The sequence below is a fragment of the Ulvibacterium sp. genome, assembly GCF_965228935.1.
Classification (GTDB): domain Bacteria; phylum Bacteroidota; class Bacteroidia; order Flavobacteriales; family Flavobacteriaceae; genus Ulvibacterium.
Map to the genome: position 1 here is coordinate 126,952 of NZ_OZ245846.1, position 25,131 is coordinate 152,082.

General features: G+C 43.5%; 23 protein-coding genes. 16 read left to right on the top strand and 7 right to left on the bottom strand.

The window, feature by feature from the left end; genetic code table 11:
* Positions 1 to 78 precede the first annotated feature (78 nt).
* Both ACO06Y_RS00615 and ACO06Y_RS00620 read right to left on the bottom strand, forming a co-directional pair.
* Positions 79 to 1,584, bottom strand: coding sequence for an energy transducer TonB (locus ACO06Y_RS00615; RefSeq protein WP_422081885.1), 1,506 nt, complete (start codon positions 1,582 to 1,584; stop codon positions 79 to 81).
* The gene (locus tag ACO06Y_RS00620) at positions 1,581 to 1,943 is read right to left on the bottom strand and encodes a BlaI/MecI/CopY family transcriptional regulator (RefSeq protein ID WP_422081886.1); all 363 of its coding nucleotides are present in this window, start codon (positions 1,941 to 1,943) and stop codon (positions 1,581 to 1,583) included. Before ACO06Y_RS00620 ends, ACO06Y_RS00615 begins: the two co-directional genes overlap by 4 nt.
* Positions 1,944 to 2,095: 152 nt before the next feature.
* Here ACO06Y_RS00620 and ACO06Y_RS00625 point away from each other — a divergent pair, with 152 nt between their 5' ends.
* Positions 2,096 to 2,608, top strand: a complete 513-nt coding sequence (locus tag ACO06Y_RS00625) for a DUF456 domain-containing protein (protein ID WP_422081887.1) — start codon at positions 2,096 to 2,098, stop codon at positions 2,606 to 2,608.
* Positions 2,609 to 2,630: 22 nt separating this feature from the next.
* A complete protein-coding gene (locus ACO06Y_RS00630; RefSeq protein ID WP_422081888.1) occupies positions 2,631 to 3,950 on the top strand; it encodes a serine hydrolase domain-containing protein in 1,320 nt (439 codons plus the stop codon).
* Between the two features lie 18 nt (positions 3,951 to 3,968).
* Here ACO06Y_RS00630 and ACO06Y_RS00635 read toward each other — a convergent pair whose 3' ends face one another.
* On the bottom strand, positions 3,969 to 4,523 hold the full coding sequence (locus ACO06Y_RS00635) for a nitroreductase family protein (RefSeq protein WP_422081889.1): 555 nt from the start codon (positions 4,521 to 4,523) through the stop codon (positions 3,969 to 3,971).
* A gap of 62 nt (positions 4,524 to 4,585) precedes the next feature.
* Between ACO06Y_RS00635 and hutH the strand changes: the two genes are divergently transcribed.
* From hutH to hutG, 5 genes are all read left to right on the top strand, one after another.
* Positions 4,586 to 6,166 (top strand): histidine ammonia-lyase, encoded by a 1,581-nt coding sequence (hutH, locus tag ACO06Y_RS00640; protein WP_422081890.1) that lies wholly within the window; start codon positions 4,586 to 4,588, stop codon positions 6,164 to 6,166.
* Between the two features lies 1 nt (position 6,167).
* Positions 6,168 to 7,427 (top strand): imidazolonepropionase, encoded by a 1,260-nt coding sequence (gene hutI / locus ACO06Y_RS00645; RefSeq protein WP_422081891.1) that lies wholly within the window; start codon positions 6,168 to 6,170, stop codon positions 7,425 to 7,427.
* A 92-nt stretch (positions 7,428 to 7,519) separates the two neighbouring features.
* Positions 7,520 to 9,529, top strand: a complete 2,010-nt coding sequence (locus ACO06Y_RS00650) for a urocanate hydratase (RefSeq protein ID WP_422081892.1) — start codon at positions 7,520 to 7,522, stop codon at positions 9,527 to 9,529.
* A 182-nt stretch (positions 9,530 to 9,711) separates the two neighbouring features.
* Positions 9,712 to 10,137: an IS200/IS605 family transposase gene (tnpA, locus tag ACO06Y_RS00655; protein ID WP_422081893.1), complete on the top strand. Its 426-nt coding sequence runs from the start codon at positions 9,712 to 9,714 to the stop codon at positions 10,135 to 10,137.
* Positions 10,138 to 10,216: 79 nt separating this feature from the next.
* Entirely contained in the window at positions 10,217 to 11,179 is a 963-nt protein-coding gene (hutG, locus tag ACO06Y_RS00660) for a formimidoylglutamase (protein ID WP_422081894.1), read from the top strand.
* Here the strand turns inward: hutG and ACO06Y_RS00665 are convergent, their stop codons facing one another.
* Entirely contained in the window at positions 11,180 to 12,337 is a 1,158-nt protein-coding gene (locus ACO06Y_RS00665) for a homogentisate 1,2-dioxygenase (protein ID WP_422081895.1), read from the bottom strand.
* Positions 12,338 to 12,702: 365 nt separating this feature from the next.
* On the bottom strand, positions 12,703 to 13,980 hold the full coding sequence (locus ACO06Y_RS00670; protein WP_422081896.1) for an NAD(P)/FAD-dependent oxidoreductase: 1,278 nt from the start codon (positions 13,978 to 13,980) through the stop codon (positions 12,703 to 12,705).
* Between the two features lie 93 nt (positions 13,981 to 14,073).
* Here ACO06Y_RS00670 and ACO06Y_RS00675 point away from each other — a divergent pair, with 93 nt between their 5' ends.
* The gene (locus tag ACO06Y_RS00675) at positions 14,074 to 14,301 is read left to right on the top strand and encodes a hypothetical protein (RefSeq protein WP_422081897.1); all 228 of its coding nucleotides are present in this window, start codon (positions 14,074 to 14,076) and stop codon (positions 14,299 to 14,301) included.
* Positions 14,302 to 14,393: 92 nt separating this feature from the next.
* Here ACO06Y_RS00675 and ACO06Y_RS00680 read toward each other — a convergent pair whose 3' ends face one another.
* Positions 14,394 to 15,296: a universal stress protein gene (locus tag ACO06Y_RS00680; RefSeq protein WP_422081898.1), complete on the bottom strand. Its 903-nt coding sequence runs from the start codon at positions 15,294 to 15,296 to the stop codon at positions 14,394 to 14,396.
* 71 nt (positions 15,297 to 15,367) lie between these two features.
* Positions 15,368 to 16,072, bottom strand: a complete 705-nt coding sequence (locus ACO06Y_RS00685; RefSeq protein ID WP_422081899.1) for a Crp/Fnr family transcriptional regulator — start codon at positions 16,070 to 16,072, stop codon at positions 15,368 to 15,370.
* A 120-nt stretch (positions 16,073 to 16,192) separates the two neighbouring features.
* Between ACO06Y_RS00685 and ACO06Y_RS00690 the strand changes: the two genes are divergently transcribed.
* The 8 genes from ACO06Y_RS00690 (at position 16,193) to ACO06Y_RS00725 (ending at position 25,082) form a co-directional block, all read left to right on the top strand.
* Complete coding sequence (locus ACO06Y_RS00690; RefSeq protein ID WP_422081900.1) at positions 16,193 to 18,589, top strand: heavy metal translocating P-type ATPase; 2,397 nt, start codon at positions 16,193 to 16,195, stop codon at positions 18,587 to 18,589.
* A gap of 116 nt (positions 18,590 to 18,705) precedes the next feature.
* Positions 18,706 to 18,927: a cbb3-type cytochrome oxidase assembly protein CcoS gene (gene ccoS, locus ACO06Y_RS00695; protein WP_422081901.1), complete on the top strand. Its 222-nt coding sequence runs from the start codon at positions 18,706 to 18,708 to the stop codon at positions 18,925 to 18,927.
* A gap of 5 nt (positions 18,928 to 18,932) precedes the next feature.
* Positions 18,933 to 21,134, top strand: coding sequence for a cytochrome-c oxidase, cbb3-type subunit I (gene ccoN, locus ACO06Y_RS00700; protein ID WP_422081902.1), 2,202 nt, complete (start codon positions 18,933 to 18,935; stop codon positions 21,132 to 21,134).
* Positions 21,135 to 21,140: 6 nt separating this feature from the next.
* Positions 21,141 to 21,335: a CcoQ/FixQ family Cbb3-type cytochrome c oxidase assembly chaperone gene (locus tag ACO06Y_RS00705; protein WP_422081903.1), complete on the top strand. Its 195-nt coding sequence runs from the start codon at positions 21,141 to 21,143 to the stop codon at positions 21,333 to 21,335.
* On the top strand, positions 21,332 to 22,288 hold the full coding sequence (locus ACO06Y_RS00710) for a cbb3-type cytochrome c oxidase N-terminal domain-containing protein (RefSeq protein WP_422081904.1): 957 nt from the start codon (positions 21,332 to 21,334) through the stop codon (positions 22,286 to 22,288). The genes ACO06Y_RS00705 and ACO06Y_RS00710 overlap by 4 nt, the downstream gene beginning before the upstream one ends.
* A gap of 103 nt (positions 22,289 to 22,391) precedes the next feature.
* Positions 22,392 to 23,810 (top strand): cytochrome c oxidase accessory protein CcoG, encoded by a 1,419-nt coding sequence (gene ccoG, locus ACO06Y_RS00715; protein WP_422081905.1) that lies wholly within the window; start codon positions 22,392 to 22,394, stop codon positions 23,808 to 23,810.
* Between the two features lie 25 nt (positions 23,811 to 23,835).
* On the top strand, positions 23,836 to 24,282 hold the full coding sequence (locus ACO06Y_RS00720) for a FixH family protein (RefSeq protein WP_422081906.1): 447 nt from the start codon (positions 23,836 to 23,838) through the stop codon (positions 24,280 to 24,282).
* Positions 24,283 to 24,377: 95 nt separating this feature from the next.
* A complete protein-coding gene (locus tag ACO06Y_RS00725) occupies positions 24,378 to 25,082 on the top strand; it encodes a sulfite exporter TauE/SafE family protein (RefSeq protein ID WP_422081907.1) in 705 nt (234 codons plus the stop codon).
* The last annotated feature ends 49 nt before the right edge of the window (positions 25,083 to 25,131 follow it).

A 25,131-nucleotide genomic window follows, 5' to 3' on the forward strand; every position in this document is an offset into this window, starting at 1 on the left:
GAAGGATAGGAACATCTTCACAACGCTATACAAAAAGACCTAGATCAGTATCCAGGTCTTTTTCAAGGTTATGGGAAACTATTGTAATTTAAACGTTATTGGGATGGAATACATCACATTAACATCGTTTCCGTCATGCCTACCAGGTACCATATCGGGAATGCGCCCAATAATTCGCTCTACCTCATTTTCCAAAAGCTTATCTGGCCCTTTAGTCTTAATGTGTACGACCTTCCCATCTTCATCTATGGTAAACATCGCATTAACGCGTCCTTCTATTCCTTTTTCAACAGCTTCCTTTGGATAGTTGAAGTGTTTACTAATATGGCGCTGTAGTTTTGAGTTGAAACAAGCCCTTTTATCCGGCTCGCTTTCACAACCTGAAAAAATTGGCACTTGGTCTACTTCTCGGAAACGAAAAACCCCATCTAAATCATATTCTGAAGTTGTTGTCGAAGTATCCCCAAAAAAGTCGAAATCCATGTCCGCTAATTCCGTTTCAATCCGCATTTTGGCTTTAATGGGGTTACCTTCCGGATCTGAGATATAGGACTCCCCATTTTCGGGTCTTGAAAAATGTATGGTAGAAGTCCCATCCTCAACGTGCAATTCCCAATCCCGAAAACCTTCCGCAAGATCTACTAGTCTTGAAAAAACCTTTTTCTCCTCCGTCTCCGTCAAATTTTGGATATCGGCAACGGCTATGGTTTCCTGTATGCCATCCTTCCTTTCATTTTCACAGGATGTATAAAACAGCATTCCAAGAATAATAGGGGCAATAAGTAAATACTTCAATTTCCAAATTTGTTTTGATTTTGATTTTTGTAACATGACTATTCGTTTTTTAATTAATGATTCCTTAAAAAATTGATTGATAAATGAAAAGCTTTGGGTTTGAAAAACTTGGGACAAAAGCAATTTGTATTGTTCATTTTTGTTCATTTTGGCGACTTGGGCGTCGGCAATGAATTCATGCAGTTCCGAAACCTTGTTTTGATACACGTAGACCAACGGATTGAACCAGCCCAGGATTCGCATCAACTCAAAAAACACTAGATCGTACGAGTGTCTTTGCCGAATATGTACCAACTCATGTTTAATGATAGTTTCGTGTTCCCTTTCGACTACCTTGTCACCCAAGAAAATAGATTTGAAAAAGGAAAAGGCTGCCCTACTATTGGGAAGGATTACTCGGGTAAACTCATTAAAATAGTGTACTTCCCCTAGCCGTTTTAGTTTGTGGATCTGAAACAGCTTATACACAAAAAAAGCCGTGGTCAAAATCATACCGCCAAAAAGCAGGACAAGCTCCCAAGGTATACCAAAAGTTGACCCTTTGTCCCCCGTGACCGTTAGAGCGGCATTGTCCAAATTCCAAAGAAATTCCGGATATCCCTGAAAAGCTGTTGGTACCTCGGTTCTAAAAGCCTCTATTTTTACCCAGGGCAATATCAAGGAAAGCAGATAGGAACCTATAAGATAGACCCTGTTCCATTGAAAAAAGGTCTCCCGCTTTAGCCAAAAATCGTAGATGGCCAAAAACACCAATTGAAATGCCATACATTCCAAAGCATACGGTATCATTCTTCCTCTTTTTTGATTTCTTGTAAAATGGATTCCAATTCCGAAAGGCTCATATCGTTCTTTTTCATAAAAAAGGATACCATACTCTTAAAAGATCCCTGAAAATAGCCATCCACCAATTTGTTTATGGACTGATTGCTATAATCCGATTTCTTGATCAACGGAAAATAGAAATGCCCTTTTCCCTCCTTTTCATGGTCTACAAAACCCTTGCTCTCCAAAATCCGTACAATGGTAGAGACCGTATTATAGGCCGGTTTGGGTTCGGGAATTTCTTCTATAATGGCCGCTACATTACATTTTTCCAATTTCCAGAGAATTTGCATTACCTCCTCCTCCGCTTTGGTCAATTGTTTCATTTAACTAAGTTTTTAGTTCAAATAATATTCAAATATAACTAAAATTTTAGTTTAAACTAATTATTTAGTTAAAAATTTTTATGGATATCACATTACCGTATACATTTTCTGTAACAAAATGCGTGTATCTTAGTCCAACAGAAAAGGGAAAAATGGATATTGTATTACTGGTCCTAGGATTTGTTTTAATGCTCATTGGCATCCTGGGAAGTTTTTTACCTGTACTGCCAGGACCTCCTATAAGCTGGATAGGCCTATTATTGTTGTATTTGACAAAGGCCGTTCCCCAGGATTGGTGGATACTGGGCATAACCCTTGGGGTAGCCCTTATCGTTGTTGCGTTGGATTACATTATCCCCGCAATGGGAACCAAGAAATTTGGAGGTAGCAAGGCCGGGATGATAGGTACCACAATTGGATTGTTGGTCGCGCTTTTATTTCCAATTTTGGGGCCCCTTGGTATTATTATCTGGCCTTTTATAGGGGCACTAATTGGGGAGCTACTCAACAAAGCGGATAAGAAAACGGCAACAAAGGCCGCTTTTGGCTCCTTTCTGGGGTTCTTAACGGGCACTTTCTTGAAATTTTTGGTTGCGGTAATATTCCTGGGAATGTTCGTTTCCGTGGCCTGGGAGCACAAGGCTGCCCTATTTCCTTTTTTTTAAAATAGTCTTTTAAAACCCTGATATGCAAAAAAACGTTTTCGCTCTTTTGATTGCCGGCCTTGTTACTCTTTGCGGGGTTGCACAGCAGATAGATTCCGTTAAACTGGATAGCCTTTTTAACACCTTGGAAGCCAATGATCGTTTTATGGGAAGTCTGGCCCTTTCCCATGAAGGTCAAACCATATATGCCAAGGCTATTGGATATAGGGATATAAAAAACACCCTAAGACCGACAACCGATACCAAATACAGGGTCGGCTCCATAACCAAAATGTTTACCTCCGTTCTCGTTTTTAAAACCGTGGAAGCGGGTAAACTAAAGCTTGACCAAACCATCGATACTTATTTTCCCAAAATCAAAAATAGCGATCAAATCACCATTGCCAATCTGCTAAACCATAGAAGTGGCATTCATAGCTTTACAAGCCGTGCCGATTACCAAGAATGGGAAACCGAACCTAAAACCAGGGCAGAACTCCTTGAAATCATCCGAGATGGTGGAAGCGTTTTTGAGCCCAATAGCAAGGCCGAATACAGTAACTCCAATTATGTGCTGTTGACATTTATTCTAGAGGACATCCTAAAGAAACCGTACTCAGAACTTATATCCGAAAAGATTGCCCTACCCCTGGGCCTAAAAAATACCTATGTAGGGGATTCCATCAATTTAAATCGTAACGAGGCCCATTCATACACCTATCTAAAAGATTGGGAAAGAAAGGACGAGACCCATATGTCCATCCCCTTAGGGGCCGGTGCACTGGTTTCCACACCCACCGACTTGAATATGTTCATACATGCCCTTTTTTCGGGTGCATTGATTTCCAAGGAAAGCCTGGACCAGATGAAAACCATTTCCGATGGTTATGGCATGGGTATTTTTCCGGTGCCATTCCACAATAAAAATGGATATGGGCACAATGGCGGAATAGACCGGTTTACCTCGGTCTTGGGATACTTCCCGGAGGATAAGGTCGCAGTAGCGCTAACTTCCAATGGCAATCGCTACGCCAACAACAGTATCATCATTGCCGTATTGAGCGCGCATTACGGGAAGCCTTTTGAGATACCTACTTTCACGACCATCAAGGTACAATCAAAAGATTTGGATAAGTATCTTGGGGTTTATGCCAGTGAGCAACTTTCATTAAAAATTACAATTACCAAGGATGGGGATATCCTTTTTGGCCAAGCTACGGGGCAACCCTCCTTCGCTATGGAAGCCGTGGAAAAGGACATATTCGAGTTTGCACAGGCCGGAGTGCGATTGGAATTTACGCCCGATGAAAAGACCATGATCCTAAAACAAGCGGGCGGAGTGTACCACTACAAAATGGAATAGATCCAAATCTTCGACTCACTATTTGAGCCAAACTGTTTTTTCCGTTATAGGTGTTCTGGTCTGTTGGGGAATTTCTTCATCATAATGCCCCATATAAAAGAAGCCCAAGCACTTTTCCCCTCCGCTCAAATCCAGAAACTCTCCCATATATTGTATTAACATAGGTGAGCTCCAATAGCAACCGATTCCCATTTCTGTACAACAGAGCCACATATTCTGTACGGCCATCGCCGTAGCAGCTGTTTCTTCCCACTCCGGTAAACTTTCTTTTGGGTCACGTTGCATACAAATAGCGATTATCGCCCCAGCTCTTTGGGGGTTCTCCAAAAGTTTTTTGATTTTAAACTGTTTTGGGTGTGCCTCGGTCTCCTGATACTTTTTTGAAAGGAATTGGCCCAACCGTTCCTTGGATTCACCAAGCAATACCTTAAATCGCCAAGGTTCCGTCTTTCTATGGGTCGGGGCCCAGCTGGCGGCCTCCAGGATTTTTTCAATATCGGTTTTGGCAATTGGGCTGGAATTATATTGAACCGGAAATACAGAACGTCTCTTTTTTATCAAATCGAAGATCATATGTTATATATTTAACACTATCAAACTTAATGGATACATTTAGGATCCCGAATATAGTCCGAATGGCATCGAAATCAAAAAAATTCCTTTTTGGCCAAGAGCACCTCACTGCCGGCATTGCGCTTGCCTTGGTCAGAGGTGAAATCATCGGTGAAATTCCCGAGAAATCCCGGGCCAAGCTTAGGGCAAGCCAAAAGATAGTATATGCCATTGTGGAGCATGGTCATCCGGTATATGGCATCAACACAGGGTTTGGGCCATTGTGTACCACTAGCATTTCCAGGGAAGAAACCAAAATACTGCAATCCAACATCTTAAAAAGTCATGCGGTCGGCGTTGGACCACCACTTGCTACGGAAATTGCCAAATTGATGTTGGTGCTTAAGGTGCACTCGCTGGCCAAAGGGTATTCCGGGATTGCCGAGACTACAATGGATCGAATCCTTTGGCATTTGGAGAATGATGTAATTCCCATGGTTCCCTCGCAAGGTTCTGTAGGTGCGTCCGGCGATCTGGCGCCTTTGGCCCATCTTTTCCTTCCCTTGATCGGATTGGGAAAGGTAGCTTATAAAGGAGAGGTTTTGAATAGCTCGGTTTTGCTTAAAAAAGAGGGGTTGATGGCCTTGGAACTAGGGCCAAAAGAGGGATTGGCATTAATCAACGGGACGCAATTTATAGCTGCCCATGCAATTACCGTAATCGAAAAAATGCATGCCTGTCTGGCTCAGGCCGATATCATAGGAGCCATGATGATCGAAGGCCTGCAGGGTTCTATTAAGCCCTTTTATAACGAATTGCATGCCCTACGCCCCTTTAAGGGAAATATACATGTAGCCAAAAGGGTAAAACGATTGCTCAAAGGTTCGGAGATCATGGAAGCCCATATCGATTGTGAACGGGTACAAGATCCCTATTCGCTCCGTTGTATTCCCCAGGTGCACGGGGCTTCGAGAAATGCCTGGTTGCATTTAAAGGAGTTATTGGAGGTAGAGCTAAATTCCGTCACGGATAATCCGGTCATTATCGCAGAGGAACTGACCATAAGCGGAGGCAACTTTCATGGCCAACCCTTGGCCCTGGCCTTGGATTACGCCTGTGTTGCTGCCTCCGAACTCGGCAATATTTCGGATAGGAGAATCTATTTGGCCCTGGAAGGCAATAGTCCCGGGGTTCCCAAATTATTAATGGAGGATACCGGCATCAATTCTGGTTATATGATCTTGCAATATACAGCTGCGGCTTTGGCGAGCGAAAACAAGGGTTTGTGTTTCCCTGCAAGTGCCGATAGCATCCCTACATCCTTGGGACAGGAAGACCATGTTAGCATGGGATCTATTTCCGGGAGAAAGGCGTTGCGGGTCCTGGAAAATGTTGAAAAGATTTTAGCCATAGAATTACTGACCGCGGCACAGGCTTTTGAATTTCGGAAGCCCTTAAAATCAGGTATTTTGTTGGACGTAATCCATAAGGAAATCCGTAAAGTGGTGGCTTTTGCCAAGGAGGACAGGGTTTTCGCGGAAGATATTGAAATTGGAATCGGGTTGATACGATCAAAGTTCTTGATATCAGTCATAGAGGAAACACGCAAAAAGAAGAACATGTCCTTGGAAACACCTTATTCCAAAGAATTTGAAGCGTATTAAAATGGCAGGCACAAAAAAACTGATCGGTCCTTTTAGACAAGTTGTATCCATGACTGGTCTATCATTAAAGGGTGCTATTTCGGATACTGAACTAACGGTCATATCCGATGCGGGAATCCTAATTACGGATGGCAACGTCAATGCTATAGGAAAATTTTCCCGTTTGCTAAACAACTTTAAGGAGACCGATACCGAAATCGTTCATTTGGAGGGCGACCATGTTTGTTTGCCCGGTTTAGTGGATGCCCATACGCATATCTGTTATGGGGGTTCCCGAGCCAAAGACTATGCGTTGCGAAATTCGGGGAAGACGTATCTGGAAATCGCCAAGGCCGGTGGTGGTATCTGGGATACGGTGACCCAGACGCGAAAAGCTACAAAGGACAAACTCGCAGAACATACGGTTAACCTTGCCAAACGCCATTTAAAAAACGGGACGACGACCCTTGAGGTCAAAAGTGGTTACGGGCTATCCATAGATGAGGAACTGAAGATGCTATACGCCATAAAGGAGGCCAACGAAATCCTTCCCGTAGATTTAATACCGACCTGCTTGGCGGCACACATGCTTCCCAAGGATTATAAGGGAAGTGAAGAAGATTATCTGGCAGAGATTGGAAATTTACTTTTTCCCAAACTTCGGGAAGAAGATTTGACCCATCGCATCGACGCGTTTATTGAAGAAAATGCTTTTTCGGCAGAGCAAATCGGGCCCTATTTCAAAAAAGCCCGGGAAATGGGTTTTGATATTACGGTCCATGCCGATCAATTTTCCACTGGCGGTAGCAAAGTCGCAATTCAATTTGATGCCTTAAGTGCCGATCATCTTGAGGCGAGCACCCAAAAGGAAATTGGGCTACTGGCCAAAAGTAATGTTATTGCCACCGCATTACCTGGGGCTTCCTTGGGATTGGGCTGTAATTTTACCCCTGCCCGAAAAATCTTGGATGCGGGCGGAGCTTTGGCCATTGCCAGCGACCACAACCCGGGATCGGCCCCGATGGGGGATTTGTTGACCCAAGCTGCCCTATTAGGAGCTTTCGAAAAACTGTCCCATGCGGAAGTATTGGCGGGGATAACCTTTCGTGCCGCAGCGGCCCTTAACCTTTCGGATAGGGGCCTGTTGGCAAAAGGTTATTTGGCCGATCTTGTTATTTTCCGTACCAGTGATTACTCAGAAATCCTTTATCACCAAGGGAACTTAAAACCGTGTATGGTGTGGAAAAATGGTGAATTGATTTTTGATAGACAAAAGGATTGAAGTACGAAATGCAAAAATACGAAGTATGAAGTTTGAAATACGGAAGTAAAATAATGTAATGTGCGTGGTAAAAAGCAAGAGACGAGACAAAAATGACCTTTAAAGAACAAATACTTCAGGGTATCCCTGCGAAACTTCCGCATAAAAGGAACCACTCAAAAGAGGCGAATCATGCACCAAGGCGAAAAGACCTGTTATCCTTGGAAGAAAAGAAATTGGCCATCCGCAATGCCCTGCGCTATTTTCCCGAATTATGGCATTCCGAACTCTCCAAGGAGTTCGCCGAGGAACTAAAGACCTATGGCCGAATCTACATGTATCGCTTCAAGCCGGATTACGAAATGTATGCCCGACCCATCGCGGCGTATCCTTCAAAAACAAAACAGGCGGCGGCCATCATGTTAATGATCCAGAACAATCTGGATCCCAAAGTTGCCCAGCACCCCGAAGAATTGATTACCTACGGCGGTAATGGTGCAGTTTTCCAAAACTGGGCACAATACCTTTTGACCATGCACTATTTGGCCACGATGACGGAGGAACAAACCTTGCATATGTACTCGGGTCACCCCATGGGACTTTTTCCATCGGCAAAGGAGGCACCCAGGGTGGTCGTCACCAATGGCATGATGATTCCCAATTACTCCAAACCGGATGATTGGGAAAGATTCAATGCTCTCGGCGTTACCCAATACGGACAGATGACGGCAGGTTCCTATATGTACATCGGGCCTCAGGGAATTGTACATGGGACGGCCATCACGGTCATGAACGCTTTCCGGAAAGTGCTACAAAAAGACGAAACCCCGGCGGGAAAAGTATTCCTAACTGCTGGACTAGGCGGTATGAGCGGTGCCCAACCTAAGGCCGGTAACATTGCCGGATGCATCACCGTCTGCGCGGAAGTAAATCCAGCAGCTGCCCAAAAAAGGTACGACCAAGGCTGGGTAGATGTATTAATGGATGATTTGGATCGCCTAGTTCTGCGTACAAAGGAAGCTCAAAGGAATGGGGAAACCCTATCATTGGCCTATATTGGAAATGTGGTGGACGTATGGGAACGTTTTCTGAAGGAAAACATTTTTGTGCATTTAGGCTCTGATCAGACCTCCTTGCACAATCCATGGGCGGGTGGCTATTATCCGGTGGGATGTAGTTTTGAGGAATCCAACCAATTAATGGCCCAAGACCCTACCCTCTTCAAGGAAAAAGTTCAGGAGTCCCTTCGAAGACAGGTAGATGCCATTAACCAACATTCCCAAAAAGGGACCTATTTCTTTGACTATGGAAATGCATTTTTATTAGAAGCTTCTCGCGCGGGGGCCAAAGTAATGGCGGATAACGGCATCGATTTCAAATACCCCAGCTACGTTCAGGATATTTTGGGACCCCTATGTTTCGATTATGGTTTTGGGCCGTTCCGTTGGGTATGTACTTCGGGCCATCCGGATGATCTTCGAAAAACCGATGCCCTAGCCTTGGAGGAAATGCAAAAAATCAAATCTAACGCACCTAAGGAAATCCGGCAGCAAATGCAGGACAACATCCAATGGATTTCCGAGGCAGATCAGAACCGATTGGTCATAGGTTCCCAAGCCCGGATTCTTTATGCCGATGCAGAGGGCAGGGTCAAAATAGCCGAAGCTTTTAACAATGCCATAAAAAGTGGTGAGATTTCGGCTCCTGTTGTTTTGGGAAGGGATCATCACGATGTAAGCGGAACGGATTCCCCATTCCGGGAAACCAGCAACATCTATGACGGAAGCCAATTTACTTCGGATATGGCCCTACATAACGTTATCGGTGACAGCTTTCGGGGCGCTACCTGGGTGTCGATCCACAATGGCGGGGGTGTTGGATGGGGCGAAGTCATCAATGGAGGATTTGGTTTGTTGCTCGACGGCTCCGAAGAAGCCTCAAAAAGTATACAGAATATGTTGTTTTATGACGTAAACAACGGTATCGCCCGGCGAAGTTGGGCACGGAACAAGGAAGCGCTTTTTGCCATTCAACTTGAAATGGAACGAACTCCTGAATTAAAGGTTACCCTACCCAATTTTGTTGATGACGGACTTTTGGAAGGTTTGTTCGACCATCCTTGATAAATAATATTACTTTTGGAATGGTAAGATATGGCTAAAGCCCTTTATTATAGTTTTCCTCCTGATAAATCAGGAGGCATTCAGTAGAATTGCCATAGGCTTCAGCCTATGAATTATAATAAAATCCATAAAGGCTTTAGCCAAACCCTTCAATATTCATTCATATCCTAAGTAATACGGGCATGCCATTTATAAAAGCATATGTTCATCTTGTTTTCAGCACAAAAAATAGGGTGGCTTTTTTGAATTCCCCAGAATTAAGACAAAAGGTATGGAACCATATGAGGGAAAATGGCAAGGAAAAAGGAATTTATATTGACTTTGTCAACGGATATTCAGATCACTGCCACTGTTTAATTTCCCTAGGTTCGGAACAAACCATTAGCAAAGTAGCACAATTGATAAAAGGAGAATCATCGTTCTGGATAAATAAAAACAAATTATGCAAGTGTAAATTTGGATGGCAAGACGAATATTTCGCTGTTTCAGTATCCGAATCTATGGTAAATCAAGTACGAAACTATATTAAGAACCAGGAAAAACATCATAGAAAAAAGACATTTAAAGAGGAATATGATGAATTTATTGAGAAATATCAGTTTGGCTAAAGCCTATTCGAATTACTTCTTTTTTGCCTCCAGATAAATCTGGAGGCAATTAAAATATTTCTTGAGTTTTAAAAATTTCATGGACAACTACAATCCAACAAACCCCGAAATTTGGACAGGAAGAAAATCCGGTAAAAACCTGTACCTACACGAAATCGTAAACTGTACGGATCTGGATTCAATCGTTCCGGACACTACTTCAAAAACCATCGCGATTTTGGGTTATGCCTGTGATGAAGGGGTAAGGCGAAACCAAGGAAGGATCGGGGCGATGGAAGGCCCGGATGCCATTCGGAGCCAATTGGGGAAAATGCCCAACCACTTACATCCCGATACAAAGCTGTTCGACATCGGTTCTGTTCAATGTGTCGCCGGAGATATGGAGGAAACCCAAAATCTACTTTCCGTAAAGGTAGCCCAACTTTTGAAGAAAAGTGTATTCCCCATGATACTGGGCGGTGGCCATGATTTGGCCTATGGACACTACCAAGGCATCAAAAAGTATTTGAACGGAGGCAGATCCATCGGTATTGTTAATTTTGATGCGCATTTTGACCTTCGCAATAATACTGACGGCAACAATTCGGGAACGCCTTTTTACCAAATCGCCCAAGACTGTAAAGCCGATGGCACTAGCTTTAACTATTTATGTCTTGGAATCCGGAAGGATGCCAACGATACGGTTTTATTCCAAACGGCCGATAAGCTCGGTGTAGGTTATATTGAAAACGAGCGTTTTAATCTTCAGCATGGGAAGGCCGTCGAACAAGAGCTTCGCACCTTTATTTCCAAAGTAGATTGCCTATATGCAACTATTGACCTGGACGGGTTTTCATCGGCCTATGCCCCTGGGGTAAGTGCAGCTTCACCTATGGGCTTTTTACCGGATATTGTTTTGGCGTGTCTAAAGGTAATTCTCCAATCCCAGAAATTGATAAGTATGGATGTTGCCGAAATGAATCCGAAATATGATATTGATAATCGCACGGCCAAATTAGCGGCATCATTGATCCATTCCGTAACACGGCAGCTAATTAATTAGCTATTCCAACCAGCTCTTATAGTACTTCCCATCATCAATATCCAAAGCGGTCTGTGTTAGCTGCAGTGGTTTAAAGGTATCGATCATCACGGCCAGCTCCTCGGTCTTGGTCTTTCCGATACTGGCCTCATAGGTACCCGGATGTGGCCCATGGGGAATACCGGCGGGATGTAGGGAAATATATCCCTTATCAATGTTCTTGCGGCTCATAAAATCCCCATCAACATAGTACAGCACCTCATCGGAATCGATATTCGAATGGTTGTACGGGGCTGGAATCGCCTCTGGGTGATAGTCATACAATCGCGGTACAAAGGAACAGACCACAAAAGCCGAGGTCTCAAAAGTCTGGTGCACTGGCGGTGGTTGGTGTACCCTTCCCGTAATCGGTTCAAAATTATGGATTGAAAATCCATAGGGATAATTATAGCCGTCCCAGCCCACTACGTCAAAGGGATGGGTTGCGTAGACCATATGGTGCAATTGCCCTTGTTTTTTAATCTTTAATACAAACTCGCCTTTTTCATCATAGGTACGCAAGTTCCCGGGTAGCTTGAAATCCCGTTCGCAAAAAGGCGAATGTTCCAGATGTTGCCCAAACCAATTTCGATAGCGCTTGGGTGTATATATGGGATGGTAACTTTCCGTGATGAGCAGTCGGTTGTCCGCACCGTCAAATTCAATCTGATAGATCATGCCCCGCGGAATTAAAAGGTAATCCCCGTATTCAAAGGGAATTTCCCCCAAGAAAGTCTTTAAAGTGCCTGTTCCCCTATGGACGAAAAGGAGTTCGTCGGCATCCGCGTTTTTGTAAAAATAATCTGTGACCGAGCTTTTAGGCGCGGCCAAAGCCACATGAACGTCGGAATTGAACAAAACCGTTTTCCGGCTCTCCAGATAATCCTCCTCGGGTCGTATTTCAAAACCCTTCAACAATCGGGAAGCCATATTGTATTCCACTGCTGCTTTGGGAGTTATATCCAAGGCCTTTTGAATAGACTTGACCTGTGTAGGCCTATGCAAATGGTAGATTAAGGAAGACATTCCATCAAAACCGATGGTGCCGAACAACTGTTCGTAATGCAGGGTTCCATCGTTCTTTTTAAAAATAGTATGTCGCTTCTGGGGTATCTTGCCCAATTTGTGATACAATGGCATAATAACTGGTTTTAATCTCTTTTAAAAATACAACAAATAACACAGTATATTTTATCGGCCTGCAGAATTGCAACTTTATTAAAACAATTGACAATCAACTAATTATACCTAATAAAAATATCCTAAACGTTGGAAATTCGAATGGAAATCCATCGAATTCCCGAAAGATTGATAATATAGCCCTAAAAGTGGATTTCAAGAGAAATTCGGTTTAAACCAAAACCTTGAGGTGGAATATCGCCCATAAAAAAAGCCTCCCATTATGGAAAGCCTTTCATTGGCCCAGACCTTAACGGTCATGGGTCACAACACAACGCTGCAAATATAGCAAAGGTTTTCAACAAAACGACAAAACCTATCGTCTTTTATGTTTTGGGCCTAAAGGGTCGAACGATGAGTCGGGCCGCCTTGTCATAATTAATGTAGTTGTACGCCCAGTTAAAGAACACGATGACCCTATTTCGAAAGCCTACCAAGGCCATTAAATGCACGAACATCCAGATAAACCAAGCGAAGAATCCTCCGAACTTCAATCTATGCAGATCCACAACGGCCTTGTTCCTACCCACGGTGGCCATGGTTCCCTTATCGTTATAAGTAAAAGGTTCCATAGGTTTTTCCTCCAGGAGCAGTTTTAAGTTTTTTGCCAAAAGCTCCCCTTGTTGTATGGCCGGTTGGGCTACTTGGGGATGCCCGTTTGGATAGGGTTCCGTTTCCATATAGGCAACATCACCAATGGCAAATATGTTGTTGTAATTCTTTACTTGATTAAATCGATTTACTTTAAACCGATTGAGTCGTTCCATCATAGAGGAGGCATCGATACCTTCTATGGCGGCACCCGTAACCCCTGCGGTCCATATAAAATTTTTGGTGCGCATGCGCTCACCGTTGTTCATAATCAGTGTCTCTCCGTCAAAATCCTGTACCAAGGTGTTCAGAAAAATCTTTACTCCCAATTCCTCTAAAAACTTGGTTGCCTTTTTGGAGGCTTGTTCGCTCATAGGAGGCAAAACCCTATCGGCGCCCTCAAAGAGGTGTATCTCCATCTCATCTACATTTAGATGTCTGTAATCCCTGGGAAATACATGACGTTTCAATTCTGCGAACGCACCGGCGAGTTCAACCCCTGTTGGGCCGGCGCCCACGATACAAAAGTTGAGTAAGGCCTTTCGCTCTTCCAAATCATCACAATCATCGGCCTTTTCAAAATTTTGGAGCATTAAGCTTCGTATGTTGAGCGCCTGCGGTACATTTTTCATGGCCATGGCGTGTTCCGCAATGGTGGCATTGCCAAAAAAGTTGGTTTTGGTTCCCGTGGCAATAATCAGGTAATCATAAGAGAGACTACCAATATTGGTGATTACTCGATTGTGCTGCGGTTCTAAGCGTTCTACCGTAGCCCAGCGAAAATGAAAGTTTTTGAGATGCTTTAGTACTTTGCGGATCGGATAAGCGATGGAATCCGGTTCCAAACCACTGGTGGATACTTGATAAAGCAAAGGTTGGAAGGTGTGGTAGTTGTGCCTGTCTATCATTACCACTTGCACATCCAAGTTTTTAAGTTTTTTTGCCAAGGATATTCCGGCAAATCCACCACCTATAATGACCACTCTTTTTTGATCCGTCTCGGGTAGGTTCATGCAGCAATTTTGTACAAAATTACGTATTCTTTTACCGTTATCTTAACAGTCCCAAATAAAGATTTGTACTACCTTGAAAACAAAAAAATCGCAATGCAAAGTACTGCAATGTTCTGGGTAGGAATCACCACCTTACTTCTGGTAACGGTAACTATTATGGTCGCTATGGACTTTCCGTTCAATTGGGTCTTTTATTTGACCGTTTTGGGACAAATTCTAATAGTCTATATGGTCTATAAGGTCTTGACCGATAACTATACCACGGATAAAACCTTTAAGGATTTTTATGAGGATTACCCCATAGGTGAGCGTCTCCATTAGAAATCACTTTCTACAAGAGTTTTACCGCCAAATCCTATCGGATAAGGAAAACCGAATTCAAAGGGATTACTTCTTCCAATGTCGGCCAAATATTATTTGGATATTGACATTTCCTGTTCCCTTTTGTGCCTGTAAGGTGCACTCATGCCCAATTCAGGAATTACCAACAAGGGTATCCGTGTATGGAAGGCCATCCGTTTTACTACAGGTTCCCGGGTCATACGTTCCATATAACTGTGTTGATAATGAAGCATGGCCAATAGGTGGATATCCAACTCGTTCACGAAAACTTCCAAGGTCTTGGACACGGAATTCAATTCGGAAACCGTATGTACATAATGCTCTACATCGGAAAGGTATTTGCGCAACATATTGAGATTGAATTGCTGAATCTCGGTCAAGGCCTTAATTTCATATTGAACGTATACAATACGGATTACGGCCTTAAAGGTATTCGCAAGTTCCATCAACGGTATAAGCTCGGATTCCGTGTAAAAACGGTTGAAGTCCGTAGCAAAGGCAATTTCCGAGGGGGCTGCAAATTTAAAATGTTGTGGAACGGCCAGAACGGGGCAATTTTTGACCGATTTTATAATTCGGACCGTATTGCTTCCCATAAAGACCTCTTCCAATCCGGAAGCGCCTTTTGTCCCGGTTACCACAAGGTCTATCTCTTCTTGTTCTACAACTTCCTTGATTTCCTCGGTCAATAAACAAAACGAGGACATGGTCTTAAAATGGTGCTTTGGATTACTATAGTTCTCCTGTATACGCTTCACTACTCCCTGTAGACCGTTCTCGGAACAGGCCCGTGCCCCATCCTCCAAACTGCCGGTATCCAAGGTGGCCGCCATAAATCTACTATTGGCAATTGCGGGGGTATATGTATTGAGTAAGTGGAAAACACATTCTTCGTCCTTAAAAAGCTCCATGGCGTATTGCGTGGCATTCCACGCATTATCGGAAAAATCGGTAGGTAATAATATGCTTTTCATAGATCTGAGTCTAATTGTACAAGGTAAAATTAACCTAGTATATAGGCTCAAACTATGATATATGTCAGCTTTTAAAAGCCCTCCACTAAATCCTGAAGTCTTCGCTCATCGGCAATTCCGATTCTCTTTCCTGAAGTTTTTAAGAATCCTTTTTTTCTAAATTCCGAAATAATGCGGATGCAACTTTCTGTGGCGGTGCCTACCACGTTGGCTATGTCCTCCCTGGACAGGGTAAGCAATAAAAACCCATCTTTGTCTTCCCCGAAATTATTCTTCAGGTAAAGAAAGGCCTCGGCAACTCTTTGTTTTACTGTTTTTTGGCTCATGTTAACGATTACATCGTCCGCCTCCCTCAAGTCATGGGCCATATGCCGGAGTACTTCCACGGTAAAGTCGGGATTGGATTTTAGGGTATGGACAATGCTCTCCTTTGGAATATAGCACACTTCCATATCGTTTATCGCAACAGCACTTAAATTGGAATGCTCTTCGGCAATTATGGAGCGCTGTCCCATCACTTCTCCCTTTGTGGCCAGTTTTACGATTTGATCCTTGCCGTTGGCACTTAATTTGGAAAGCTTCGAGACCCCATTGCGAACACAAAAAACTCCATTGAGTTTTTCCCCTTCCTCAAAAATGGATTCCCCCTTTTTTATTTTTCTGGTAGTTTTGGAATCGGATACCTTTTTAAGTTCCTCCTTGCTCATGGCGCGCAACGCATTAAACTGGCGTATGATACATTGCTCACATCTACTTTCGTGCTCCTCCTTATCCATACCTCATCTTTGTTGGGTTGTTACGAAAAATTGTATAAAAATATTGAAAAGCTGACAATTATCATATCTATGTTTGTAAAACTTGCAAATATTTGCAAAAGGTATAGTAAGCAAATGTGAATGGAAACGACAAAGTGTTATCATTGCGGTGACCCTTGTGGCACTACATCCATAAAGTTCGATGAAAAAGACTTTTGCTGCAACGGTTGTAAGACTGTATACGAAATTTTTTCTAGCAACGACCTATCCTATTATTACGACCTACAATCGGCTGCTGGGGCCACTCCAAAAGAGGTTGAAGGAAAGTACGATTTTTTGGATACTGCTGCTATTGTTGAAAGATTAACGGAATTCAACGAAAACAACGTTCAGGTAGTCCGCTTATACATTCCGCACATCCATTGTAGTTCCTGTATCTGGGTACTGGAGAATTTGAACAAGCTACATCCATCCGTAACCACTGCCCAGGTAGATTTTCCTAAAAAAACGGTTCGCATAACCTATACGACCACCGATTTTTCCTTAAAAAAACTGGTTGTCCTACTGGCCCGTATCGGGTACGAACCCTACATTTCCCTAGAGGATTACGATAGTGGCAAAAAAAAGGTGGATAGGAGCCTCATCTATAAACTAGGGGTCGCCGGTTTTGCTTTTGGAAATGTAATGTTCCTTTCCTTTCCGGAATACTTTGATCTACATTTGAACGGAGCGGTTACCGAGGAATTTTGGCTGGAGCGGTACAAACATCTTTTTCGCTGGTTGATGTTCGTCTTTTCGTTACCCGTAGTATTTTATGCGGGCCAGGACTATTTTATATCGGCCTATAAGGGACTGCGGAGTCGGTTGTTAAATATCGATGTGCCCATTGCCCTGGGTATTTTGGTGCTCTTTTTGCGTAGCACCCTGGAAATCATTTTCGACTTGGGAAGCGGTTTCTTCGACAGCCTTACGGGACTTGTCTTCTTCCTTTTGCTCGGAAAGTTCTTTCAGCAAAAAACGTATTCCTTTCTTTCCTTTGAGCGGGATTACAAATCGTATTTCCCCATTGCGATTACCCGAATAAACCCTAACGGAAAGGAGGAATCCGTTCAGGTATATAAAATTAAACGGGGGGATAGGCTGCTTATTCGGAACCAAGAACTTATTCCGGCAGATGGTATTCTCATCAACGGTGATGCTCAAATAGATTACAGTTTTGTTACCGGCGAATCCGAACCTGTACGTAAAGTATCCGGGGACAAAATCTTTGCCGGAGGGAAGCAATTGAACGGTGCCATAGAAATGGAGGTTCTAAAATCCGTATCCCAAAGCTATCTTACCCAGCTTTGGAGCAATACCGTATTTCAAAAGGATAGACCAAGCAGGTTCAGGACACTTACGGATAGTATCGGAAAACGATTTACATTGGCCGTATTGACTATTGCATCCATAGCTACGGCCTTTTGGCTATATTATGATCCCAGCAAGGCCTTGAACGTTTTTACGGCCGTTCTAATCATAGCCTGCCCATGCGCCATTGCTTTGGCGGCACCATTTACCTTGGGAAACATGTTGCGTATCTTCGGCCGGAAAAAATTCTACCTCAAGGATGCCCAGGCCATAGAACGATTGGCCATAATCGGCACTGCCATTTTTGATAAGACCGGAACCCTAACCACAACCAAGAGGACTACGGCCAGTTATGAGGGCATGCCCCTAACAGTAGAGGAAGAATCCTTATTGAAGAACACGTTGCGGGCCTCCAATCACCCATTAAGCCGTGCCCTGTACGACATACTTGCGGAAAACAACATTGTTCCCCTGGACGAATATGAGGAACATTTGGGCAAAGGTCTGGAAGGGAGCAAGGATGACAACCATATAAAAATTGGATCGGCAGATTTCGTAGGTGCGGAATCGTCGACAAATGAGTTGAACACATCCGTATACGTAAGCAGCAATGAGAACTACAAAGGGCGTTACGTTTTCCACAATATGTATCGCGAAGGTGTTCCGGAACTGTTCCGTACCATGTCCGCAGACTTGAAATTGGCCATTCTCTCGGGGGACAACGAAGGTGAAAAAACACGTTTGGAAAAACTGTTACCTAAATTAGTACCTTTATACTTTGACCAGAAACCGAAGGACAAGCTGCAATTCATCAAATCCCTGCAAGAGCAAGGCGAAAAAGTGATGATGGTCGGCGACGGACTAAATGATGCAGGGGCCTTGGCCCAAAGTGACGTAGGCATAGCCATCTCCGAAAATGTAAACGTGTTCTCCCCTGCTTGTGACGGTATCCTGGATGCTACCAAATTCCGGCAGTTATATCAATACATACTGGCTTCCAAAAAAGCCATGAAAATAATCAAACTTAGTTTTGTGCTGTCCCTGTTATATAATGTAGTCGGACTTTACTTTGCGGTAACCGGACAATTGCAGCCTGTTATTGCGGCCATTTTGATGCCATTGAGCTCAATCAGTATTGTGTTGTTTACAACGGTAATGACGAATCTATTGGGTAAAAAACTAAAGTAACCCATTCCTCTTTTTGTATAGGTCGGGACAAAAAGAAAAATTAAATTAAAAACTGATAAATATCATTTTCTATGGATAGTGCCCAACTTAGTTTTACGCCAGAATTCAGGTAAGGTATGAGTGTTATATATGTATTGTTGACCATTAGCATTGTTGTTGCGGTCATCTTTTTCACAGCGTTTATTGTTTCCGTCAGGAGTGGTCAGTATGACGATTCCTATACCCCATCGGTACGTATGTTGTTCGAGGATGAATTGGTCAAGACCTCGTCGCTGACAGGAGGTGAAGAATCGAAAGGTAAACCAAAAGTGGATAAATCAACCGAAATAAATCAATAGTTATTATGGAAGTACAGCAGTTTTATTACGATAATAAAATCGTAAAAAAATTCCTCTATGCGACGATGTTGTGGGGGATTGTAGGTTTTCTGGTAGGACTGATATTGGCCTTTATGTTCCTATTCCCCAACTTGACCGATGGCATCTCCTGGTTAAGTTTTGGTCGTTTGCGGCCATTACATACCAATGCGGTAATCTTTGCCTTTGTGGGGAACGCCATTTTCGCAGGGGTCTACTACTCTACCCAACGTTTGCTCAAGGCACGGATGTTCAGTGATTTTCTGAGTAATTTTAATTTTTGGGGATGGCAATTGATTATTGTGGCCGCCGCAATAACCCTTCCTTTGGGATATACCACCTCCAAGGAATATGCCGAGTTGGAATGGCCCATAGATATTGCCATTGCACTGGTCTGGGTCACTTTTGGTGTGAACCTAATTGGAACCATGATCAAAAGGAGGCAGCGCCATCTTTATGTAGCCATTTGGTTCTATGTGGCCACCTTCGTAACTGTTGCCGTACTACATATTTTCAATAGCCTAGAGCTTCCCATAAGCGCCTTAAAAAGCTATTCCGTTTATGCCGGGGTTCAGGATGCCCTGGTGCAATGGTGGTATGGACACAATGCCGTTGCCTTTTTCTTGACTACCCCGTTCCTCGGACTTATGTATTACTTTGTACCCAAGGCCGCGAACAGACCCATCTATTCCTATAGACTGTCCATAGTGCACTTCTGGTCCTTGATATTTATCTATATCTGGGCAGGACCGCACCACTTGTTGTATTCAGCCTTGCCAGATTGGGCACAGAATCTAGGTGTCGCCTTTTCCGTAATGTTGATCGCTCCTTCCTGGGGAGGTATGATCAACGGATTGTTGACCCTACGTGGAGCATGGGACAAGGTACGGACCGACCCCACACTTAAATTCATGGTCGTGGCGATCACCGGTTATGGTATGGCCACATTTGAGGGGCCCATGCTATCCCTGAAGAACGTAAATGCCATCGCCCATTTTAGTGACTGGATCATTGCCCATGTCCATGTTGGCGCATTGGCCTGGAACGGCTTCCTGACCTTTGGCATGATTTATTGGTTGGTTCCCAAAATGTTCAAGACACGATTGCATTCCACCCCCTTGGCCAATTTCCATTTCTGGATAGGCACCTTGGGCATCATTCTATATGCATTGCCCATGTACGTAGCCGGATTTACCCAGGCGTTGATGTGGAAAGACTTTAATCCGGATGGTACATTGGTCTACGGAAACTTCTTGGAGACCGTAAACGAAATCATTCCCATGTACTGGATGCGTGCCATTGGAGGTACCCTTTACCTTGTCGGGGCCGTTGTAATGGTGTATAACGTAGTCGTAACCATTAAATCAGGTAGCAAGGTAGAGGATGAGCTTGCCGAGGCAGCCGCCCTGACAAGGGTTTCCAAAAGGAGGACCGCAGGCGAGACCTTCCATACCTGGTTGGAGCGTAAACCCATACAATTGACCATCTTGGCCACAGTAGCCATTTTAATAGGGGGTATTATCCAGATTGTCCCTACCATTTTGGTAAAATCGAATATCCCCACTATTACCAGTGTAAAACCGTATACCCCTTTGGAATTGGAAGGTAGGGACCTTTATATTCGAGAAGGATGTGTGGGCTGTCATTCGCAGATGATCCGTCCTTTCCGAAGTGAGGTGGAACGTTACGGCGAATATGCCAAGGCAGGGGAATTCGTTTATGACCACCCCTTCCTCTGGGGTAGTAAACGGACCGGACCGGATTTACTTCGTGTCGGCGGAAAATATTCGGATAACTGGCACTTTAACCATATGTACGATCCCCAAACCACCTCATCGGGATCTATAATGCCCGCTTACCGATGGCTTATAAATAACGAACATGACCGTAGTGCGATACAGGATAAAATGGAGGCTATGGTTAGCTTAGGGGTACCGTACTCCGAAGAGGATATTGCCAATGCTCCGCAAGCCATGGAAGAACAGGCGAGCCAAATCGAAAAGAATCTATATTCCGATCCAGATTTTGTAGCAAGCTATGAAGCGTCCAAAAAGCGTGCACAGGAAAACGGGCAGGAATTTATAGAAATGAAAGATCGTGAAATTGTTGCCATGATCGCCTATCTGCAAAGATTGGGTACGGACATCAAAGTTAAGGACACTGACGGATTACTCTCAGAAAACAAATAAAAGGCCATGTTGAAATTTGTAAAAAACCATATGGAAAGTATAGAGGGCATCGCCACCTATCCCATGATATCACTGCTTATCTTCTTTGTCTTTTTTGCCTTGCTCTTCTGGTGGGTATTTACCGCAGGAAAGGACTATATCAAAGAGGTTAGCGAACTGCCCTTGGAAAAAGATAATCAACCTAAAGAAGAAGTATTATGAGAAATATGTCACCCTGGTGGATACGGATCCCCGTAGTTTTTTTCCTCATTTTTGGATTGATGGAATATTTCATCGATTCCGGGGATAAACCAGCAATTATTGAATATCCCATTACCCAGTTCTTTATGCTGATGGTGTTGCTGATCTTGATCGGGATAGAATTGATACTTCAATCCATAGAAAATGTAATGTTCCAAACCCTTACAGAGGAAGCCAAGGAACGCTATCTTGAGGCGAAAGCCAAAAGATGGGAGTGGAAATGGGGTAAAAAAATGTACCAAAAATCATTGGGCTCCAAACCTATAGAGGCCGAAGGCGAAATTATCCTGGACCATAACTATGATGGTATCCGGGAGTTGGACAATAAATTACCGCCCTGGTGGGTCTGGATGTTTTATGCCACTATTATTTTTGGTGTAGTATACCTTGCCCGTTTTCATGTTTTTGGGGATTACACCCAGGATGAGGAATATACCACAGAGGTAGCCTTGGCCGAGGCCCAAATAGAGGAGTACAAGAAAACCGCAAAGGATTTGGTGGATGTCAATACAGTGGAGCTTTTGACGGATGCCTCGGATCTAAGTGCAGGGAAGGCCATTTTTGAGACCAATTGTGTGGCTTGCCATATGGCAGACGGTGGCGGAGGTATCGGCCCCAATTTAACTGACGCCAATTGGATTCTAGGAGGAGGTATCAAAAATGTGTTCAATACCATTTCCGAAGGAGGACGGGATGGCAAAGGTATGGTGGCCTGGAAGAATGTGCTCAAACCTGCGGAAATGGCCCAGGTAGCCAGCTATTTATTGACCTTCCAAGGGACAACGCCGGCAAATCCAAAAGCTCCGGAAGGGGATATTTGGGTAGACCCGGATGCCCCGACCATGGAAATTCCGGAACAGCCAAAAGACTCTGTAGCTATAGAAACGGACTCGACAACGGTGGCCATCAATTAAGAGGTATTTCAAGTTCTAAGGACACAAGAGAAGTATGAATTTCCCCCGAATGAGATTCTCCCGAATACTGGAGAAATGAAACCGGGTTTGAAAGCGGTGTAAAATGGCACAGGACCAGGAAAATTTTAGGGACAGCATAGGCACCATCAATGAAGAAGGCAAGCGGGCCTGGATATATCCAAAAAAGCCAAGTGGAAAGTTCTATGCCTATCGCAAATACGTAAGTTATTTTCTGTTGGCCTTTTTGTTTGCCTCGCCGTTTATCAAGATTGATGGTAATCAGTTTTTGATGTTCAATGTACTGGAACGCCGTTTTAATATTTTTGGTTTTCCTTTTTGGCCGCAGGACTTTCATCTGTTTGTGATTTCGATGATTATCGGGGTCATATTCATTGCCCTGTTCACGGTAGCCTTTGGCCGTATTTTCTGTGGATGGATGTGTCCACAGACTATTTTTATGGAAATGGTTTTCCGTCGTATCGAATACTGGATCGATGGCGACCGTGGTGCCCAGATAAGATTGGATAGACAGCCATGGAATGGCGAAAAGATTAGGAAACGGGTCTTAAAATGGACTGTTTTTTTCCTGATATCCTTTCTCATAGCCAATGTTTTTTTGGCATATCTTATTGGAAGTGATAGATTGATACAGTACATAACCGATGGCCCTTTGCAACATGTAAGTACATTGGTTTCATTATTGATCTTTACAGCGGTCTTTTATTTTGTATTTGCTTGGTTTCGGGAACAGGTCTGTATCATCGCTTGTCCGTATGGAAGGATGCAAGGGGTATTACTGGACAATAAATCCATTGTAGTGGCCTATGACCATAAACGCGGAGAGGCCGAAAACGGACGAAAAAAATGGCGTAAGAACGAAGATCGGAAAGCGCTGGGCCATGGGGATTGTATAGACTGCAACCAATGCGTGGTGGTGTGTCCCACCGGAATAGACATTAGAAACGGAACACAGTTGGAATGCGTTAACTGCACGGCCTGTATCGATGAATGCGATACCATCATGGAGAAGGTAAACCTTCCCAAGGGTCTTATCCGGTATGCCAGTGAGGATGAAATCGTAAAAAAGGAAAAATTCAAATTCAATCCAAGGTTAAAAGGATATACCGCGGTATTGACAATTTTGACCGGGGTATTGATCGGGATGCTCTTTTTGAGAAACGATTTGGAAGCGAACATTCTGCGGTTACCGGGGCAGCTGTACGAGCGAAAGGACAATAATATCATCAGTAATGTGTATACCTATAAATTGGTAAACAAGACTACAAAGAGTATCGGCGACGTAAGTTTTAAACTTTTATCGCATCAAGGAAAAATAGAACTGGTACGGCATGAGAATTTTGAGGTTCCGGCGCAGGATTTGGCGGAAGGCACATTGTTTATCGAAATAAACAATGCGGCCCTGGAAGGTGACAAGGACAAGTTGAAAATTGGTGTTTACAGTGGGAGCGAACTTATCGAAACCACGACGGCCCGTTTTTTGGCGCCGAGGAGCTATAACTAAAATGATTCGGTAAAAAATATCGACTATGAAAATTAATTGGGGAACAGGTATAGTATTGGCATTTGTAGGATTCATTGGGTTCATCCTATTTTTTGTAGTACGGATGAGTATGGACAATAAGGCCAACCATGACCTGGTTACCGAGGAGTATTACAAACAGGAACTGGCCTATCAAAAAGAGATCGATGCCGAGGCCAATGCCAAAAACTTGACCGACCCGATCAAGATAGAAAAAACGAACAAGGGCCTTTTATTGAAGTTTCCAAAAAATCTGGAAGGACAAAATATACAAGGAACAGTGTCCCTATATAGACCATCCAATAAACACCTGGATTTTAACTTACCCGTAAGTTTATCCAATGCACATTTGCTCATACCTGACAAACGTTTGTTGGGTGGTCGCTGGGACATTAAGATTATTTGGGAACATGAAGGAAAAGAATTTTTGCACAAGGAAAGTATAACGTATTAGATATTAGACATGAGACGTTAGATTTTAGATACTTGGATGCAGAATTCAGCTCATCTTATACCTTACGTCTCATATCTCAAGTCTTAAACTAAGAAATGTTGTTATCGGCCATCATATTGGGACTTATGGGCAGCTTGCACTGTATAGGGATGTGCGGCCCCATTGCCTTCATGTTGCCGGTAGACAGGAACAACAATCTTAAAAAGCTTCTTCAGGTATCCATCTATCATTTTGGCAGATTACTTTCCTACGCCCTTATCGGTCTGGTGTTTGGGTTATTGGGTAAGGGACTCTATATCTTTGGAATGCAACAAAAACTATCCATAGGGGTTGGTTTGCTGATGATTATTCTTGTACTTATTCCCGCAAAAACCTTGAACTCTTATAAACTTTCCAAGCCCGTTTACAACATAATCTCCAAGATAAAAAACCGACTGGGCCAAGAATTGAAGAAGAAGACCCCGGATACTTTTTTGACCATTGGGTTCTTAAACGGATTCCTACCCTGTGGATTGGTCTATATGGCACTATTTGGTGCCATTGCCATGGGCAGTGCCTGGGAAGGCTCCCTATATATGATGTTGTTCGGATTGGGTACGGTTCCCTTAATGACCTCGGCCATTTACTTCAGTGGATTCCTAAAAGGAACTCTAAGACATCGCGTTCAGAAATTGATTCCTGCATTTGTAGTGGTCATCGGTCTATTCTTTATCCTAAGGGGGATGGGATTGGGTATTCCCTATATATCACCCGAACCTGTGCAAGATGTGGTAACGGCCGAGATAGAATGTCATGATTAGTCTCAATAGGCAAATCCCATTTCATCGATTTGAACATTTTTGATTTCCT